This is a genomic window from Corynebacterium sp. CCUG 61414, assembly GCF_024453945.1.
Classification (GTDB): domain Bacteria; phylum Actinomycetota; class Actinomycetes; order Mycobacteriales; family Mycobacteriaceae; genus Corynebacterium; species Corynebacterium pseudogenitalium.
On sequence record NZ_JAGPYU010000004.1, the window covers coordinates 77498 to 96204 of the forward strand.

An 18707-nucleotide genomic window follows, 5' to 3' on the forward strand; every position below is an offset into this window, starting at 1 on the left:
GGTTAGTGGCCTGCCTTGCGGTAGCGGGAGAAGATCAGGAAGACGAAGAATGGGACGCCGACGATGGCGGTGATGATGCCGATCGGGATCACCAGGCCGGGTTTGACGGTGATGGAGACGGCGTGCGCGGCGGTGAGCAGCAGCGCGCCGGCCGCGGCGGAGGCGGGCAGGTAGAACTTCTGGTCCTCCCCGACCAGCATTCGGGCGATGTGGGGGCCGACCAGTCCGATGAAGCCGATGACGCCTGCGAAGGCCACGGAGGCTGCTGCCAGCAGGGATGCCACGATCAGGGTGGTGACGCGCAGGCGGGAGACGTTGATGCCGAGGGAGGCGGCGCGGGCGTCGCCAAGTCGGAGGGCGGTGAGCCGCCAGGCGTTGAACACCACGAACGGGATTGCGGCGGCAAGGAGGACGCCGATGATGCCGTCGGCGAGCCAGGTGGCGCGCTGCATGGAGCCGAGCGTCCAGAAGACGATCTGTTGCAGCGCCTCAAGCGTTGCGCCGTACTGCATGAGCGACAGCAGCGCCTGGAAGAAGAAGGACAGGGCGATGCCGAGCAGGATCATGGTTTCGGCGGCGGCGCCGCGCCACACGGCTGCTGCGGCGACGACGGCCACCGCCACCAGGGCGGCCAGCGCAGCGGCGAGCGCCAGGTTGAACTGGGGGTGCGCGATCAGGTTGATGCCCAGCACGATCGACATCGCGGCGCCGAACGCGGCCGCCGCCGAGATGCCCAGCGTGAACGGCTCCGCGAGCGGGTTGTCCAGGATGGTTTGCATCATCCCGCCCGCAAGTCCCAGGGACGCGCCGATGAGCAGCGCCATCACCGAGGCCGGCAGGCGCAGGTCCCACAGCACCACGGAGGCTTGCTCGGGTGCGGTGTTGGGGTGGAGGAGGGCGTCGAGAAGCTGGGAGGCGCTGAGGTTGATCGGGCCGACCACCGTGGCAACGACGAAGCTGATGAACGCGACGAGCAGCAGCGCGCTAATCGCGATGAGTTTGCGTCGTCCTCGCTGGTGGTAGGCGCGGATCGCCTGATCTTGCTGGTTCATGGTTCCCCTACTGCTGTGCCTGGGCGAAGAACGCGCCGGAGTAGTCGAATGGCAGCCAGTCGGCGTGGAACTGTTCGAAGTCCTTTGCCGGGTCCATGTCAGCGAAGGCTTCTGGGTGCAGCCACTTCGCGAACGCCTCAAGTGCGAACACGTTGTACGGGTTGTCGTAGAACTGGTGGTAGACGGCGAAGTACTTGCCCTGCTTCGGTGCCTGCAGCAGGTCCAGGCCCGGAGTGCCCAGCGGGTTATTCAGGGTTTCGGCGGCGCGCTGCGGGCTGGACTGGTAGCCGAGCTCGACGTGGCTGAAGGTGTCCGGCTGGTCGGGCTTGCGTGCCCACTCGCCGCCGGTGACGATGAGGTTTTCGGGCTGCAGCTCGATCATCTTCTCAGCGCTGAACTGCTTAGAGTCGGCGGTGATGAGCTGTTCGCCCAGGTTGTTGCCGCCCGCGGCGGTGAGCAGCTGGCCGAGGTTCGCCTTGCCGGGGGTACTGCAGCAGTCAACGAAGCCCGCGGCGGACCAGATCAGGCCGTCTTTCTCTCCGTCCTTTGCGACGGCCTCTTCGACCCGACCCTTGATCTCTTCGACCTTCGATTCGTAGAACTCGCCGTATTCCTTGGCGCGTTCCGACTTGCCCAGCAGGTCGCCGAGCAGCTGCACGGAGCTGACGGTGTGCTCGAGTGGGGACTGGCGGAAGTCGGTGAAGACGTACTTCATGCCGGTCTGGTCCATCTTTTCCAGGAGGCCGGATTCCTCGGCGACTTTCTTCTGGTCGAGCGTCATCACGACGACGTCCGGCTCCTGCGCCATGAGGGTCTCCAGGGAGACGTCGCCCTTGCCGATGTTGCCGATCTCCTGCGCCTTCATGGCGCCCTCGCTGATTTCGAAGACCTTGTCCTTGAACGCCGGGGCGGCCTTGGTCAGGTCGTTGCCGTAGGCCACGACGTGGTCGAAGGGGTCCCCGCCGAGCAGCGCGGTGGCGAAGACGCCACGGCCCTCGCCGAGGACGATGCGCTCCGGCGCGTGGTCGAAGGTGACTTCGCGGCCGGTGACGTCGGTGACGGTCAGCGTCTTGTCCGCCGGGGTCGGCTCGGCGGATGGGGTGGTGTCGGCGCTGTTGCCCGAGCACGCGGCGAGTGAGGCGGCCGCGCACAGGGCGACGGCGCCGGTCATTGCTTTACGCAGGATGTTCACAGTGGTTTCCTTGCCGTATTACGATTGTTCCAATAGAGCGAACAAACGATATACCAGGCAAGGCTTACCTAACAACCCCCGCGCGGAGCTGGTGCACCACCCGCGCGCCGGGCACCTCCACCCACGAGTAGAACAAATAGCTCACCACCAGGCTCAACGCCACTGTCAGGGTGAGGACGGGGACGAAGTGGGCGTCGAAAAGCCCTACCCCCAAGATTGGGAACACGAAGTAGAGCACCGCCATGTGCCACAAAAACAGCGAGTAGGACCACCGGCCCAGCAGCTGCGCCGAGCGCGTGCACAGCGCGGTGCCGTGCAGGCGCGGCGCGAGCGCGAACGGCACGATCCAAAGCGCCGCGAACAGCGCGCCGAGCAGCACCCGGACGTTGAACTCGGCGGCGCTCGGGTGCTCCAGCCCCGCAGGGCCAAGCACCCCGCCCGCCCACGCGACCGGTAGCGACAACGCCGGGAACACCCAGCGCAGCGCCGGCACCCGCGGCCGCCACGTGCGCCCGGCGCGCTCGACTTCCGCGCACAGCAGGCCCACCGCGAACCACGGCGCAAAGGAGATCGGCCAGATCTGCAGGTTCAGCTCCCCTGGCGTCTGCTCCGGGCTGGGGATCAGGTGCGGCCACACCAGGGCGGCCGCCACCGCCACCGCCAGCACCACGGCGCGGCCCCGGCGCCCGCACGCTAGGTAGGCGGGCAGGACCAGGTAGAACGCCACCTCGACACAGAGGGACCAGTGCTGGGTGAGGCCGTCGATAAGACCGCCAGAGACGTAGAGCTGCGTGAGCGTCAGGTTGGCCAGAAGCGGGCCGGCGCGCACCCCCGCGAGCGGCGGCAACGTCACCACGATGATCGCCACCGACACCACGTACGCAGGCACAATGCGTGCGACGCGGCGCCAATAGTACTCGCGCGCCGGGCGGGGCTCGCCGCGCGCCAGCAAAAACGCCGACAGCGCGAAGAAGACGGCCACGAAGTAGTCGAAGCGCGCAAGCAGCGGCGAGTCGGTGGCCGTCTGGAACGCCACGTGCGTCACCACAATGCCGAGCGCCGCGATACCGCGCAGGCCCGCCAGTTCCGGGAGTACGTTAATGTTTCTGATGTGGACATTGTAAGCAAACGGCGCCTGGGCATCTGCGCCGCCATCATCGCGGTGTGCGTGGCGCTGAACTTCCTGTCCCCGCTCATCATCAACCACCAGCGGGTGCTCGCCCCCACCGAAAGCACCCTCCTTTTCGACGGCCCCTCCGCCCTCACCCGCACCCTCCTCATCACGGAGGGTCCCTCGGAGGAGCACCCGAAGAAGAAGGCGCTGACCATGTCCGCCACCGTCCGCAACGAGGGCACCGTCATCGCCGAGGACTCCTTCGAGGTCAACCCGGCCTCCGCCTACCCCACCAGCGGGCGCCAGGGCCTCGGCTACGTCCTGCCGTACAACCCGGAGCGACGCTCCTATCCCTTCTACGACCCGCTTGCGGACCTCGTCGTCCCCCTGGACTACCTCGGCGCCGGCTGGGTCGCCGGCCTGGAAACTTACAAGTACACCGCCACCATCGACGTGCCCGAATACCACGCCGAGCGCACCATCGACGTCGAGCGCCGCACCGGCCGCCTCCTCGACGAATCGTGGACCATCACGCGCGGCCCCCTCAATGGCCTCTACACACTCAGCGAAGAGAACAAGGCCACAGCGGCTTCCGCCGCACTTCACGACGTCCACATCCTCAAATCCCTCCAGGTCATGGCGTTCGTAACCCGCCTGGTGAGCGCGCTCGCGCTCTTCTACGCCTTCGTCCTACTGGTGCGGCGCCGCCGTGATTAAGGGGCGTCTGCTCTCCTGGCTGCTGTTCGCCTACGCGGCGGCCCTGGTCCTCGGCGTGACCTGGCCGTTCCTCGCGCCGGGCGAGGCGCTCGCGTACCGGGACATGCTCGTCCTGCCGGACATGGCGCTAACTCGCGCAGCCCTCGGCTTCGGGGACCTGCCAGCCCGCAACGTCCCCCAGGACGCGCTGCTCGCTGTCCTCCCCTTCCCGGTGCTGGCGGTGCGCGCGCTCGTGGTCGGCGCCGCCGCCGCTGCCGCGTGGGCGGGGTGGCAGATCGGCCGCGGCGGCTGGGGCCGGTTCGCGGCGATCACGGTCGCGGTGTGGAACCCGTTCGTCGTCGAGCGCCTGTTGCAGGGGCAGTGGTCGGTGGCGGTGGCCGCCTGGCTGCTGCCGCTGGTGGCACTTGGCGCGCGCGGCAGCATCGCTGCCCAGTGGGTTTGTTCGCTGACCCCCACCGGCGCCATCGCGGCTGCCCTCCACTCCAGGCGCTGGCTGTTCAGCGCCCTGACCTGCGCGCCCTGGATTGTCGCCGGTGCAGTTGCCGCTTTTAGCGGCGGACAGGGCACATCCTCGGCGCAGGCCGCCGCCATGTTCGCCCCGCGTGCGGAGGGGAGCGTCGGCACCCTCGGTGCACTGCTCGGCCTGGGCGGGATCTGGAACGCCCACGCCGTGCCCGCCTCCCGCACCTCGGGCTTCGCCGTCTTCGGCGTGCTGCTTTTTGCCGTGCTGTGCCTGGCGTGGCGCCACGTCCCGCGCCGCCTCCTCGTGCTGGCGGGCCTCGGGTTTGCACTGGCGCTCGCGTCGTGGGCAGGCTGGCTCACCCCCGTCATCCAGCACGTTCCCGGCGGCGGCCTCCTTCGCGACGCCCACAAACTCCTCATCCTCGCCATCCCCGCCTACGTCACCGCCGCCGGCAACCTCCCGGAGCTTCGCGCCCAGCTCGCGGGCAGTTTCGCCCTCCTCCAGCTTCTCGACGCCCCCTTCGCCCTCTCCGCCCTCACGCCAGTCCCGGCGTCTTCCCTCCCGATCCCGCACGTCGACGACCAGGGCCGCGACGTCTTCTTCGTCGACCGCCCCACCCTCACCCGACGCGCCGACGGCGCCACCATCGTCGACCCCGCCCCCAAAATCATGAATGTCGTCGAGTCCGGCGCGCTGCGCGTTGGCGACGTGGAAGTCGACCCGCCGTCCCCACGCTGGTCCGCCCTTAACGCGGATGTGGGGCTTGCCGCCTCGATGGGCGTCGGCGTGGTGGTGTACCCAGATGGCCGCTCGGTAAACACGGGTGCTGCGCCCGTCGGTCTGCCGCCGCTTGGCCTCGGACTGTTCGGTTTGTGGTGCGTCTCGCCCCTGATTGCGGTATTGACCAGGCGTATTAGATAGTTGGGGCGCGCCCATTATTGGAGCATTTGCAGTATTCTTGCGCGTAGGTTAAAGTGAACTCCAGGTAAACAAGAGTTTAACAAGGAGCGTAACCATGCAGATTCAGTTCAACACCATCCAGAAGCGCGTACTTCGCAACATCCGCCACGACCTCCTCGAGGCCTGGACCCCACAATTCAGCGAAGCCGAAATCAACAACACTTTCGACACCGTCCTCGCCGAGCACTGCAGCACCGCAACCGTCGAAGACTTCATCCCCGTCCTCGTCGAAGCCGAGATGCTCAACCGCCTGCGCACAGACAGCCTCCTCGCGGCCGCCTAAACTCCGGCTCGCTGATACTCAACGCGCTCTGTCCTACCCCATCCCCTTCCCCCTATCCGCGATAAAGTTCCCGCGTCCTGCGTCCGGGAACTTTTTCGCGTTTTCGGGGGCCTCGGCGGCCCTTCGGGAAAGGTTTCCCCAGGCCACTTCGTTTGCTCGCTCGTGCCCGCCGAAATAGTTCCCCAGCTCACCGGTTGTATCCGTTAGTGTCGCGCACAAGTAGCCCGCGCCCAGCCCCGTGCTTAGCGAAGATGCTCCTGCGCTACAGCGGATAATCTTCTTGGAGAAGTCACACCCTAGAAGCCCATGAGAGATAGCTGTTGTTATAAACAAAGCAGACAGCTAGACCTACAGGCCAAATAAGAGCCATCAGCCCGGAATAGGGAAACTCCACGTGCAGCGCACCGACGATAGGCACCGCGAAGACAGGAAAGAAGTACAGAAAGCTTTCCTGCAAGAACTCTCGAACTGGGCGCTGGGGAAAAAGGTGAACCGATCGCCATACTGCAACACCTGTCACCGCGAATCCGACAAGGCCAACACTAGTAGGCAAGACACCGTCTCGACTAAGAAAGGTATAGAAGCAGTAGTATAAGGCCAAACCCGTAAAGACCAAGGTGAAGCAAGCTTTTACCTTATTTTCCCGCGTAACCTTAGCCATTACGAAACAACCTCTTGAATAATGTTCAGGACTCTCTCCAATGGAAGGGGGCCAACATTACCAGTTGCTCCAACCTTTAGAGAGACAATTGTTCTGCGCGTGAGCAGCGGTAGCCCAACCTGAAATAACTACGCAGTGACCGCCCCACCAAATCGCAAGATTCTGGCCAAGTGGCAGCGGAATAGCAAACCAAAATGATGAAATAGCAGCTACTGCCGCAGCGCCCGCTGCCATTCGCCTAGTTCCTTCCTTACTGATATAGGGCTGATCAGGTTCGTAATACCACGTTTCAGGCCCTCCAGCGATGCACTCACCAGTGGAGCGCCCTCATATGGGAAAACAGAAAGACAAAAGCATCAAACGTTGAGTACTAGTTCAACACTTGATGCTCTTTCTGTGAAAACATTCAGTCAGTGAGCTGAATGGTCAGAGTAGGTTTTCCGAGTCTATTTCTTTCCATCGTTGAGCTGCCGTGCCACGTTGTTTAAATGCACTTACGAGGTCGCGAGCTACTGCGGGATGTCCTACGATGTGGCTTACTTTTGATAGTAGTTCGTTACTATCAGTCGCTTCTGAGTTGAGGAAATCTAGGATTTCTTGTCGAGTCCTGTATTCTTGTTCGAAGGTGAGGTCATGGCATAGGCACGCTTTATCCCACGCTTTATGCTCTTCGGGGGCTGAGCTGAGTAGGATTGCGATCCGTCCTTGGTTAAGTTCTAATTGGGAAATGCGATGCTCGATATTGTCCATGTTTTTATAGGGCCAGCCAAGCAATAACGTCTGCGATCATCAGCGAGTAGGACGTACCGACGATTGGTTCTAGGGCTGTTGTGAGCTTTTCTTTCACGATGTGGTGCTCCAGATCCTCCGTAGATATTGGCAGTGGTGCTAATAATGATAACTTCTACCGAGCTATCGCGCAGGCCGAATTTCGGCGATCTAAGATTGCTTCGGTCACCAACCTTCAACTTCCTCACACCTAGTGAACGGGGTGAAGGAAGTCAATTGAAGTGCCCCAGATTTTCCCATCTGCTCAGACGGAACAAAACCTGGGGCACTTCAGTCTTTCCAAAGGGAACGAAGAATGTCGGCAACATCGACTACGTAGCGGGTTGGTTCATCAAGGCCGCAGAGTACATGGACGACCACACCGTACGCACGGCATTCGTATCGACCAACTCGGTTGTCCAAGGCGAACAGGTAGCAAACATTTGGTACCCAATCACCCAATTGGGCTTCCACATTGACTTCACGCACGACACCTTCCGTTGGGCGAACGAAGCAAGTGACCACGCTCATGTCTTCTGCGTCATCGTGAGCTTTTCAAAGCAAAAGGTCACCCCGCGCTTATTCCACTACGAGACGCCAGACTCAAACCCGATGGATCTCCACCCGAGCCGCCTCAACACATACCTGGCCGACGCGCCGGATATTTTCGTCTGGAATCGCAATAGGCCCCTTTGGCCCGACACTGTCCCCTTGCAGGTCGCGCATTTTCACCCAGCCCGACCGTTTTTGGGCGACCAGCGGCGCACTCCTTGAACACCTCGACCGGAACGAAACCAGAACAAAACCAGTCCCGAAACCGGCACCACCCCCAACGCCACCAACCTGCTATCGTGGTGCACAGGCCACTCAGCGAGCACCAGCCCGACCGGTTTCCTCGGGCGCAATTGGAAACCACCCAAACCTGTAACCCGGTGGCTTTCCGGGTCCCTGTGATTGATCCCTAAGCCTGCACAAGGTACACGGGCACAGTGCACATGAGAATTGGGAACTACCACGGTGCTGGGGGTGGCCGCCTATTTTTGAAGGAGGATGCGATGTTGTTGGCAGAAGCGCTGGCGAAGCGGGCGCAGGCACAGGATCGGCTGAATGAGTTGGAGCGTCGTTTGACGCGGAATGCGCGGATCCAGGAGGGGGATACCCCGGTGGAGGATTCGGAGGCGTTGCTGCAGGAGTCGGCGTCGGTGTTGCAGAGCATTGAGACGCTGGTCCGCCGGATTAACCACACGAATGCGTCGACGCCGTTTGAGGGGGACGCGACGTTGACGGATGCGATTGCACGCCGGGATGCGTTTTTGCGCGCCCGGAGGTTTTATAGCGCGGTGGCGGATGCGGCGTCGGCACGCGCGGATCGGTATTCGGCCTCCGAGGTGCGGTATGTGTCCACGGTGGATGTGGGCCAGTTGCACGCGATGGCGGATAAGGCAGCGAAGGAGTACCGGGAGCTGGATACGAAGATTCAGCAACTGAACTGGTCGACGGAACTGCTCTAAGGGCGCGCGAGAGAGTCGATGAACTGGGTGAACTTGCGCCCAGTTTCCGCCCACGAGTAGGTCCCGGCGCGCTGTTGCGCCTGGGTGCCGAGGGTGTGGCGGAGGGGGGCGTCGTCAAGAAGGTGGGCGACTTCGGTGACGAACTCGGCGTGGGTGTCCACGAGCATGCCGGTTTGCCCGTGCTGCACTGAGTCGGCGAGGCCACCTGCCCCCGCGTAGCCGATGGTGGGGACGGCGTGTTGGGCGGCTTCGATAACGGCGATGCCCCAGCCTTCTTTGGCGCTGGGCATGAGGTGGAGTTGCGCGCGGGCGAGCAGGGCGTGTTTGTGGTCGTCGGCGACGTGGCCGTGGAAGATGACGCGCTCGCCTGCAAGGTCGCCGGCGTAGTCGCGGAGTTGGTCTTCCCACCAGCCGGAGCCGATCACGTCGAGCACCACGTTGTCGAGGGCAGCGACGGCGTCGATGGCGTGCTCGATCTGCTTGTGTGGCACGAGCCGGGAGAGGGTGACCACGTGGGTGCGGCCGTCGTCGGCGAGGGTGGGCAGTTCGGCGGGCACGGGGTCCACCCCGTTTTCGATGATGCGGATCGCGGCCGGGTCCACCCCGAGCGCCTCCAAATCACGTTTCGAGGCCTGCGAGACCGTCACGTAAGGCGCCCCGCGATACACCCGCGGCGCCACCTTGGATTCCAGCCACCACCCGAACCGCCCGATGATTGGCCCGGCCACCGGCCACTGTTCCTTGTGGCAGTGGTGGGTGAGCAGCACGGTCGTGGCCCTCGAGTAGAGGCGTGCGAAGAAAGGGATGCCGTTTTGGGTGTCCACGATGAGGTCGGGCCGGTGCCGCCACGCGGCGAATGGCGCGAGCAGGTAGACGCTGTATTTGCCGCCTGCGCGCTCGAAGCGGATGCCGTTTCGCCGGGTAACGCGCGGAGCGTCGGTGTGTTTCGCGGTGCGGTAGATCACCTGGTGGCCGGCGGCCGCGAGCGCTTCGCCGACGCGTTCCAGGTACGCCTCGGAGCCGCCACCTTGTGGGTGGGTGGAGTCGCGCCAACACATCAGCAGTATCTTCATTGTCATGTACCGTACCCGCCGCCTGGCCACGTTGGCACGTTCGTTGCGCTTGTTGCACTCGTTTCGCTATGAGCAGTTCCGCCCCCGCATCTTTTACGAGGGGTTGGCCCGCGACACCTACCAGCTTCTCGACGCCCTCTCCGCCGACCTCACCTCCACCCCCCTGCGGGGCAAGTCGGTGTTAGACGTGGGTGGTGGGCCGGGCTATTTCGCCAAGGCCTTCGCGGACACGTTCTACGTGGGCGTGGAGCCGAGCGTCTCCGAGCTGTCCGCCGCCGGCATTTCCGGCTACGGCTCCGTCCGCGGCGACGGCACCGCCCTCCCCTTCGCCACGGACTCCTTCGACGTGGTGTACTCCTCCAACGTTGCCGAGCACATCCCGGATTGGCAGACGATGGCTGAGGAGATGTTGCGGGTGGTCAAGCCCGGCGGCCTGGTGGTGCTGAGTTACACGGTGTGGCTGGGCCCTTTCGGCGGACACGAGACCGGCCTGTGGGAGCACTACGTGGGCGGCGAGTTCGCCAGGCGTCGTTACGTGGCCGTCCACGGGCACGAGCCGAAGAACAAGTGGGACGAGTCCCTCTTCGCAGTCTCCGCTAAGGAGGGTGTGGCGTGGGCGGAATCGACCGGCAGGCTCCTCGCTGCGTTCCCGCGCTACCATCCGCGCTGGGCCTGGTGGCTCACGCGGGTGCCCCTGCTTCGCGAGTTTGCGGTTTCTAACCTCGTCGTCGTGCTGCGCGGGTAGGATCGGCAACTATGAAACTCCCGATCCAATTCCAAGCCCCGTCCATTTTCGCAGCTGTGCTGGCGGTACTCTCCATCGTGGTGGCAGTCGTGGTTGGCGAAACCAACGCGAAGGCACCCGTCGTGGAACCGCGCGGCGAGCAGTCCGTCATCCAGGTGGTCACCGAAGACGGCAAGTCAGCGGGCGTATGCGCACTCGGTGGTCTGCGTCAGGAAAAGGTGCACTACACGGACAAGAACTCCGTCTACTACTGGAAGCTCGAGCCGGGGGAGGAACGCATCGACGCATCCTGCCCGAGTATTGGGGCACTGTCCTCCGGAAAGACACGGTTGGAGGGCCACGCGCAAGTCAGTAACTTTGAGAAGCCACAGGTTGTCACAATCACTGTTCAATAGCGTCGAGCGGTAGAGGCTTACAAGGAGCATCGTGAACTGGCAGTCCCGCTTCTCTTCCGCTTTAGCGTGATCTGCGATCACCTCACTGATGCCTTTTATTTGGTTTTCTTCCACCCCTCGACGGGGTGGTCACTTTTGTATACGGTTCCCCTGTTTGTGCTTGCCAAGTAAGTGGGTTGCTCTATCTTCTAAAGTGCATAGCAAATCCGCTGTGCTCCAGAGAGTAAGGAGAAATAATGCCTACATTCGCTCTTCGCACCGATTCCACTGAATCCCCGCGAAACCTGAATCTGCACGCAACCACCGCTCCAGCGGAATGCTGTGGATGTCCGTCGGAAAGCCGCTGTGCGGCTTACTGCCGAGACAACTACGAAGCCATCGGTGGCTACTGTGAGGGCTTCCTCGACCTGCGCTGCGTCTGCGTGTAAAAGAGAACAGGATTGTGTGCCGCCGATATCGGCGGCACACAATCTATTTTTCTAGGAGCATGGAACATATGCTTGAAGTTAGCGATATCAGCAAAACCCTCTCGGGAAAACGTATTTTCGATAAAGTTAGCCTTTCCGTAAAGCAGGGCGAATTAACTGCTATCACCGGACCCTCCGGGAGTGGCAAGACCACCTTACTTAGATGCATCATCGGAATCGAGCAACCAGACTCTGGTACGATTTCGCTCTCTGGCAAGACCTACTCAAGTTTCCCCGAAAAAGAGCGCCGTGACTTTCGGCTCAAGAATATCGGTGTAGTAGATCAAGGAAACCGCCTCATTGAGGATCTGACATGCCGCGATAACATCCGGCTGATTGCTGAGATGTCCCAAGGTGGAAGAAAGACGAGTCTCACTACGGCGAGGGAAATTCTCAGGCAATTAAATATGGAGTCGTATGAAAATCGTTATCCAAGTTCTCTCTCAGGGGGCGAACGTCAGCGCATTAGCGTTGGATGCGCGCTAGCTAACCGCCCCTCACTAATTGCTGCAGATGAACCAACCTCTAGTCTCGACGATGAAGCTGCCGGGGTTGTGATCGATCTGTTCCTAGAGTTTGCCCAGAAATTCCAGGTTCCGGTGGTGGTGGTTACTCACGATGCCCGAGTAACTAAGCATGTATCCACTGTCTACGAGATCGGTGGTTCGTGTGTATCTCGGTGACCTAGCGAAGCGGAATAGAAGCGAAGTATTCGTTGTGGGCTTTTTTAACCTGGCGCTGCTGGTGATTCTGCTTCTTCCGCTCATGGGAATAATGATGCTCGTAAATGCGGATGAACGCACCCAGTGGCAGTCTCCGGAGATTATCGCGGGACAGCAGAGCTCCGCAACATGGCGGATCGCTTCCGGCGACGGAGTTTTGGAACTGACATCCGCTACGCCTGCCTACCTCAGCAAAATTCCTCTTCAGGGGCAGGCTCGATCGTTCGACTGTGCCACAGGGGCAGGTGATAACGCTCCGGACAGGTTCGTTCGATACATGGAGGATTTGGAATGCACTTCCACAATTAAAAAGACGGCGGTCGCAGACTCCCGGATGGTGAACATTGTTATGCCAACAGATAAGGCAGTGGAAAGCTCCGTCACTGCAACCAAAGATTCAGCATCTGTATTTGATCAGACCATCATGTATATAGTTTTGGTCTACTTTATTGTTGTCGTGCTTCCTTGCCTGGTGTGTTTTTGGAATGTGTCCAAGATCTTCGACCCTGCATGGGAGGAAACTGCTCGGGTGCTTGCGCTACGAGGCGCAGGGAAGTGGGTCGCGGCTGCGTTGCTGTCGGCTGCACCGTTGGCCGGTCTTCTCGTGAGCGTTGTACTTTCAGTAGCCCCCTTATATCTCGTATCTCGCATTCTCGAAAAGGTGGTCTGGGAAGGCCGTGGGTTCCTCCCTGCGGATGCTTTGGCTGGCCTAGTAGGAGCATTTGGCTGCGGGGTCCTTATCACCATCATGGTGGGCGTCGCGACGTACCTGAGGAGGATGAAACTCTTTGCAACGACTGCATAAATGGCAATTAGCTGCTTTTCCTGTTGGTATGGTTGCAGCGGCTCTTATGGCCATCGCATCCGAGATATTTTCCCTCCCAATCCTGGTGCCTCTAGCCTTCCTCCCCATCATTGCTGGGCTAGTGTATCTTGCGCCATTTCTAGCCCTCGGCGCCGGCTGGTGTTATGAAAAGGTCTTCGGCGGAGGGATCCAAGGGACTCTAATATCAGCTTCCCTTCGCTACCGTGCAACCTCCATTGGTTCGAGCGTAGTGCTCTTATTCTGCATCTGCGCAGTATCGACTGTGACAGTTGGTTTAGCGAATGCCGGACTTGGACAGGTGAGCTCGGGACTGAGTTACTGGAAGCCGGGGATTCACTGGGGAGCTCTTCGCGATGATGCTGAGGTTGAGTCCACCTACGAAGAATTCATATCTCCGGGGGTAATGGGAACATTTGGACAAGGGCGACTACTGCGGGAAAACCAACGTTCAATAAACGCGTTCGTTATGTCCTGTCATGAATATGCAGAGCTAGCCACTGACGACCCCGAATGTCCAGCGGATGACGCCGAATCACTGCTGACCCCGGTGGGAATGGACGCAGCAGCTCTATCTTCTCAGTTTGTCATCCCAGTCACAGACACTGAACTAGACCTACCGCCACTACGGATCCAAGAAGTTCCCGGACTAACGGAAATTCTCATTTCGACCTCCAGTGAAGAAATCAACAACGTGGGCAGATATCTATACGCAGATTTGGATCAGCTCCCATCTAATGTTGTTTTGTCTGCAACCATGCAAACCAAGTCCGGATTGACATCGCAGGAAAGAATCGACAATGTCAACTCTGCCATGTCATCCGGGTACGGTGAAGCGGCATCTGCGTTGACGCTCAGTATTATGCTGTTCGGTTTAGCAGCAGTAAGTGGAATCACTATTGCAGCAATCAGAGACCGCACTAGGTTAGTCAAGGTTCTCACCTTACGGGGAGTACAAAATACGGTCGCTAAGAATCTTGTCCGCATCGAAACGATCAGCCTTACTCTCCCCTTCGCGCTGTTTGGATGTATCAGTGGCACTCTTCTAGCTGCTGCAGTCGCTCAAGTATCGAGTCTAAACCCTCGGGATGCTTTCACTCCTCATGCACTGGGGATACTGGCGGCTTACGTCGTTGCAGTACCTATCATTACTGAAATCCAGCTTCACAGAACGGACGGTCAAGATGATTAATCCTGCATGGTTGGTCCAGTTAGTGGGACTTCGGATTGTTGACAAGGTAGCTGATCCCAAGCGGAGTGATCTTGAAGTAATTTCGGCACTGGCAGAAGAAGGGATCTCTCACATTGAAGCCTCAATCCCGCATCAGCGGATGATCAGCAAGCGCTCCATTAATGCTTGGGCAGAGGAAAGAGGAACTCTGTTTCTAACATCCTCCAACCCAGGTGGTGTCTCGACTGGTTTCAGTCTTTCTGGCAGGTCTGTGAACCATCCGGGAATCACGATAGAGGATTGGCTTAACTCGACAGCTTTTTCTCTCGCGGAGTTTCCCATGAATTATCGAGAAGACGGCTCCATTCTCGCTATCAACCGTCTGGACAGGGAAGATACTAATCGTCTTATGTCATTTCTTGGAGTTCGGGGCCTTTTGTCCATCAGCACACAGGATCGTTACAAGCCATCGATAATAGAACGACTTCAAAGAGGGATGACTGGAGCAAAAAGAGCATCGGGACGGACGAAAGTAGTTGATAGTTCTAGTGACGATATCCCCCTTGGCGGACGCACATCATTCCAGATGCCTACTTTTTGGACTGACTGGGCCCTAAAACTATGCCAAGAAGAAGCATTGCGCTCCACCGCTATTTGGACCAGTGCCCTCAAAGAGCTTCCCGAAATGGCGAGCGCCGTCGTGTGGGAAAAAATGAATCCCCGCCTGACCATCCTCCAGGGAGTGGCGCGAGAGATGGGATATGCCCTCGAATTCGCAGTTACCGATAACGCATTCCTACGACACGTCATTGGTACTCCGGATTATTCCCGGATGGGGTATGACAGCCTTAGAAACACTGTAACTAGGGTCCCGGTCGGTTTTTGGGGCCACACGCTTAATGGTGCAACTGGTTCTGCGACGCGAGGGCGGCAAGAGCACCATTTCGTCATGGCTAACTCTCCGCGCATCTTCTCTGAACTGCACAACGGACGCCTCATGTCCGAAGGCGTTATCGATGAAGGGCTGCTGAGGGAAACTTTTAAATCCCCCCGAAATTTGTCCCAGGAGAGCTTTTTTATCTTTCGGAGTCTGGAGTTGGAGTTATGGCTAAAAAGGCGAGTGTAGCGAAAAACGGGGAAAGCTATTTTCTATTCAGCCTCTCACAGTGGGAAATTTACGAAATTCCCCATGAAGTTTATTTAGAGGTAAAAGCAATGGAAGCCCCCCTTACAAGCGAACAAAATGCTAGTCAGTGGGTTTCGGCTGAAGTAAGAAAAGAGATTGAGCGTTGGATACAATGACGACCCTAACTGGTCTCCCTTCCCTTGTGCTGACGGCAGGCCTAGTAGTACTTTCCTTCTCTGCAGTAAAGAAACTCTGGGCAAATCTGGTAATCCGGACGGGAAAAACCAAGTTAGTCGGGGTAGAAGTTTCCGACTGGTTAGCAATTTCATCAGAGATCATTGTCATAGGGATTGGGGCGTGCGCCCCCCTCCCTTACTCAAGCCTGGTGATAGCGCTATATTTCCTAGCTTTGCTAGTGGTTGCTTTCCTTCTCCGAGGAACACAATGCAATTGTTTCGGAATATCCGAAAATATTATTGACACAGTACACATATCGCTTCTAGCTATCATTTCGATAGCAAACATGGGGTCGATCTTCATAGAGAATCCTGCGCATTCAACCCGCTCGGTGTTACTAGGACTGCTGGCGGGTGGGGCCATTCTAATCATTTGGCAAAACAAGCGACCGTCTAGTCAGACCAAGGCCGAGAGTGCTTTACCCCCTGTACAGGAAGTGGGCTTCGAGAATATATCCGGAATCACCGTTTTCACCCAGCAGGGATGTAATTCTTGCCGCGTCTTAAAAAGTGTTCTCAAGGATCGAGACTTCTTTATACCTCTTATCTTCGAGGACGAGAAGCATAGCAGTTTGGTCCGTGCTCACCGGATTAGTAGTTTTCCCACTGCTCTTGTTCATTTCTCCGATGGTCCTGAATGCCCTAAGACTCGCCAGCTGAATGGGATTACTGAAATCATCGGATTTCTCGCAAGGAGCCGCGCGTAGATGAATCAGGAGCAAAAGGAAAAGCAGCTTTTCGGCCAACCCGTTTCTTGGGCTTTCGGACTGGCCAAGCCAACACTAATCTGGGTGATATTTAGCTGGGGAGTTTCGTTCCTTCAAGGTTTTTTAATGGTACTTCCGGCCAAGGGCTTAGAGCTGGCTTTAGCTGGGTACGCCCAAGGAAACATAGACACCGAAGACGTCATCTTATTCATCGCATTCACAGTCGCTGGGCCAGCCTCGCTGTTCATTAGCCAGCTCGTCACTCTAAAAGCGAACATAGTTCATTTAAGCTCCCTATTCTCCACTGCTGTAGAGGAGCTCTCCTCGCGGGGAGCCGCACGACCTGACCCAGATAGACTTCAATCCCGACTAATGAACGATGGTGGCGCCCTTGTCGACACGTGGCGAAGCTTGCCAAACACGGTTTTCTCGTCGATTGCGGCATTCTCGAGCGCATTTGTCGTCCTTGACGATATGACGGTCGACGCTATGATCATCATCGGAACGACATCATTATGCGCAATCCTCAGCTCCAAATGGCTGGCTAACAAATCCTCTCTAGCCTGGAAAGATAACATGGATAGCCTTGCCAGTTTTTCAAAAACAATGCGGCAACGATTTGTTCCTGATTTTGCAGATGTCGTAGAGGCAGCCGCTGCTGAGCAGTGGGCGAATCAGCGGACACAAACCAGCGCTAACAGTTATTTTCGGACCTCAGCCCGTCAATCCTGCTATTCCAGTATCACAACATTCGTACCGTCTCTGATCAATCATCTTTCCCCTGCGTTCATCTTACTCTGGTACCTTTACTTCGCCCAGCAGAACGATATTGCATCGACAGTCGCTGTAATGACTTTCGCTACGTTAGTCGCTCGTCCACTATCTAGCCTGGGAGATTGTTTCGAAATAGTGAAGAGAGGCTCCCTAGCACGAGAGACGCTCGGCTCACTGTTCCACAGACGAGATTTCCACCTAGTGCGCGGTTCCCAGGAAGTCCTTAACCCACCGAATGGTCTAGTCAGGGTAACAGGGCCATCTGGTAGCGGAAAGAGTACTTACCTAAAATCCACGATCCTTGACCCAGATAGAAAGATTTCTGGCCAAATCGGCTACTGTCCCCAGACCAATGTCTTCTTGGATGGCACAGTCGCAGAAAACGTTGCAATGGGCCGGAATATCCCTGCCAAAGAAATCGACAAGGTTTTAGACGCGCTTGGCATCACTTCTGAGCTTCAAGCTCGAGGCGGTTCGCAAGCACACATTGACGGAAGCGGTACGGACATATCCGGGGGTCAGGGCCGCAGAATATCCCTAGCCAGAGCGATCATTGGAACCCCCTTGGTCATAGCGCTAGATGAGCCATTAAGTGGACTTGACAACGATAACGCGAATCGCGCTCGAGCACTGCTGTCTGACCTGGCGGTCAAATATCCCTTCATTGAGGTCAGCCACCAAGGCAACGTAATCGACCTGCCCGCACAAACTATAGAAGTTGGAGAAATTTAATGTTACCATTTTTCAGAATTTTATCGTACTCCTTTTTTGTAGAAACAAGAAGCTGGGTAAGCGATAGGTTCATCAATGAGTTCATGGAGGTGGCTTCTGCCCTCGATAATGGAAAATATCTGCCCGTCTCTGCGCTATTGTGTACTAGCTCCCACTTTCTAAACCCGCATGGTCCATGGAGATGGAATGGAAAGAGCGTTTCCCTACAACAAAGCAGTCAAGCCGTTATGCCCGGTTTTATAGAAATAGGAACTAAAAAATCATCAATAAATAAGGCATTATTTCAAATGTCCCACAGCATACTTGTGGATATCGTCGACAATGAAACCAGAAGACCGCTCCTGGAAGGTTGTTGCGTGGCGGACGCGACCAGAGGCCGCGACATTGAAATCGTCACGACGAACGATATGGTCAAACGTCTGCTGGAAAAACGATGATCGAAATATTTAGCATCTCATTCTCTGGTTTTTCCCACACCGACATCCCCACTATCGAACTTATTAAGACAGTGAATGATTGTAAGGATGGATCCAGGGTCAGAACGTGCGCCATTAGCCTCCCGGTGAGCTCCCTCACCTCAGCATCTACGGCCATAAGATGCGCTAACCTTATCGTGAAGAAGCTTATTGAGATGCAGGGCGTTAATCTTGCGGGGGACCCGGTGCCTATTAATATCGTGGGCGTTAGCGAAAGCTGCGGTGTGATTAGGTTTATATTAAACAGTACGATAAATGTTCCAATTAACGCGGTTCTAGTATCAGCTTGCTTCGACCGTGCTCGAACCCCATTTGGCGGACCGTTTTCTATCAGCACTCCCATAAGTTCAGAAACTCCGCTGAGGCCCACCCCTCCGTGGTTCGATTGGAGAAGAGCCCAAGTTGATAACCGCCACCACTTGCTTGTTTGCCACGGAACGCAGGACTTGAATCCTTCTACCCCGTTCTTAGACGCGTGGGGTTTTTTCTTGCGAACAGCGTCTGAGCAGGAAGATGTAACTCTAATACAAGTGGGTGGG

General features: G+C 58.1%; 19 protein-coding genes. 15 read left to right on the forward strand and 4 right to left on the reverse strand.

What is annotated here, in order from left to right; genetic code table 11:
• Positions 1-2: 2 nt before the first annotated feature.
• The 3 genes from KBX14_RS05040 to KBX14_RS05050 all read right to left on the reverse strand — a co-directional run bounded on the left by KBX14_RS05040 (position 3) and on the right by KBX14_RS05050 (position 3550).
• Positions 3-1052 carry an iron ABC transporter permease gene (locus tag KBX14_RS05040; protein ID WP_071573041.1) on the reverse strand — a complete coding sequence of 350 codons (1050 nt, stop codon included), beginning with the start codon at positions 1050-1052 and terminating at the stop codon, positions 3-5.
• Positions 1053-1059: 7 nt separating this feature from the next.
• The gene (locus tag KBX14_RS05045; RefSeq protein WP_256041972.1) at positions 1060-2244 is read right to left on the reverse strand and encodes an ABC transporter substrate-binding protein; all 1185 of its coding nucleotides are present in this window, start codon (positions 2242-2244) and stop codon (positions 1060-1062) included.
• Positions 2245-2308: 64 nt separating this feature from the next.
• Positions 2309-3550 carry an acyltransferase gene (locus KBX14_RS05050; RefSeq protein WP_256041973.1) on the reverse strand — a complete coding sequence of 414 codons (1242 nt, stop codon included), beginning with the start codon at positions 3548-3550 and terminating at the stop codon, positions 2309-2311.
• 21 nt (positions 3551-3571) lie between these two features.
• Here KBX14_RS05050 and KBX14_RS05055 point away from each other — a divergent pair, with 21 nt between their 5' ends.
• The 5 genes from KBX14_RS05055 to KBX14_RS05075 all read left to right on the forward strand — a co-directional run bounded on the left by KBX14_RS05055 (position 3572) and on the right by KBX14_RS05075 (position 8721).
• Positions 3572-4075, forward strand: a complete 504-nt coding sequence (locus tag KBX14_RS05055) for a porin PorA family protein (RefSeq protein WP_256041974.1) — start codon at positions 3572-3574, stop codon at positions 4073-4075.
• 349 nt (positions 4076-4424) lie between these two features.
• A complete protein-coding gene (locus KBX14_RS05060; RefSeq protein ID WP_256041975.1) occupies positions 4425-5459 on the forward strand; it encodes a hypothetical protein in 1035 nt (344 codons plus the stop codon).
• Between the two features lie 94 nt (positions 5460-5553).
• Positions 5554-5781, forward strand: a complete 228-nt coding sequence (locus tag KBX14_RS05065; RefSeq protein ID WP_070361790.1) for a three-helix bundle dimerization domain-containing protein — start codon at positions 5554-5556, stop codon at positions 5779-5781.
• 1555 nt (positions 5782-7336) lie between these two features.
• The gene (locus KBX14_RS05070; protein ID WP_256041976.1) at positions 7337-7984 is read left to right on the forward strand and encodes a DNA methyltransferase; all 648 of its coding nucleotides are present in this window, start codon (positions 7337-7339) and stop codon (positions 7982-7984) included.
• Positions 7985-8265: 281 nt separating this feature from the next.
• Positions 8266-8721 (forward strand): DIP1984 family protein, encoded by a 456-nt coding sequence (locus tag KBX14_RS05075; RefSeq protein WP_256041977.1) that lies wholly within the window; start codon positions 8266-8268, stop codon positions 8719-8721.
• On the opposite strand, the gene KBX14_RS05080 is transcribed toward KBX14_RS05075, so the two are convergent.
• Entirely contained in the window at positions 8718-9794 is a 1077-nt protein-coding gene (locus KBX14_RS05080) for a glycosyltransferase family 4 protein (RefSeq protein ID WP_256041978.1), read from the reverse strand. The genes KBX14_RS05075 and KBX14_RS05080 overlap by 4 nt on opposite strands.
• 4 nt (positions 9795-9798) lie before the next feature.
• Here KBX14_RS05080 and KBX14_RS05085 point away from each other — a divergent pair, with 4 nt between their 5' ends.
• From KBX14_RS05085 to KBX14_RS05130, 10 genes are all read left to right on the forward strand, one after another.
• Positions 9799-10539 (forward strand): class I SAM-dependent methyltransferase, encoded by a 741-nt coding sequence (locus KBX14_RS05085; RefSeq protein ID WP_256041979.1) that lies wholly within the window; start codon positions 9799-9801, stop codon positions 10537-10539.
• 11 nt (positions 10540-10550) lie between these two features.
• On the forward strand, positions 10551-10934 hold the full coding sequence (locus tag KBX14_RS05090) for a hypothetical protein (protein WP_256041980.1): 384 nt from the start codon (positions 10551-10553) through the stop codon (positions 10932-10934).
• A 236-nt stretch (positions 10935-11170) separates the two neighbouring features.
• Positions 11171-11362, forward strand: coding sequence for a hypothetical protein (locus KBX14_RS05095; RefSeq protein WP_256008329.1), 192 nt, complete (start codon positions 11171-11173; stop codon positions 11360-11362).
• Between the two features lie 59 nt (positions 11363-11421).
• On the forward strand, positions 11422-12084 hold the full coding sequence (locus KBX14_RS05100; protein ID WP_256008328.1) for an ABC transporter ATP-binding protein: 663 nt from the start codon (positions 11422-11424) through the stop codon (positions 12082-12084).
• Between the two features lie 34 nt (positions 12085-12118).
• Positions 12119-12928: a hypothetical protein gene (locus KBX14_RS05105; protein WP_256008327.1), complete on the forward strand. Its 810-nt coding sequence runs from the start codon at positions 12119-12121 to the stop codon at positions 12926-12928.
• Complete coding sequence (locus KBX14_RS05110; RefSeq protein WP_256008326.1) at positions 12912-14138, forward strand: hypothetical protein; 1227 nt, start codon at positions 12912-12914, stop codon at positions 14136-14138. Before KBX14_RS05105 ends, KBX14_RS05110 begins: the two co-directional genes overlap by 17 nt.
• Positions 14131-15243, forward strand: a complete 1113-nt coding sequence (locus KBX14_RS05115; protein ID WP_256008325.1) for a hypothetical protein — start codon at positions 14131-14133, stop codon at positions 15241-15243. Before KBX14_RS05110 ends, KBX14_RS05115 begins: the two co-directional genes overlap by 8 nt.
• A complete protein-coding gene (locus tag KBX14_RS05120) occupies positions 15222-15419 on the forward strand; it encodes a hypothetical protein (protein WP_256008324.1) in 198 nt (65 codons plus the stop codon). Before KBX14_RS05115 ends, KBX14_RS05120 begins: the two co-directional genes overlap by 22 nt.
• Positions 15420-16186: 767 nt before the next feature.
• Entirely contained in the window at positions 16187-17692 is a 1506-nt protein-coding gene (locus KBX14_RS05125) for an ABC transporter ATP-binding protein (protein ID WP_256008323.1), read from the forward strand.
• 89 nt (positions 17693-17781) lie between these two features.
• Positions 17782-18129: a hypothetical protein gene (locus KBX14_RS05130; protein ID WP_256041981.1), complete on the forward strand. Its 348-nt coding sequence runs from the start codon at positions 17782-17784 to the stop codon at positions 18127-18129.
• The last annotated feature ends 578 nt before the right edge of the window (positions 18130-18707 follow it).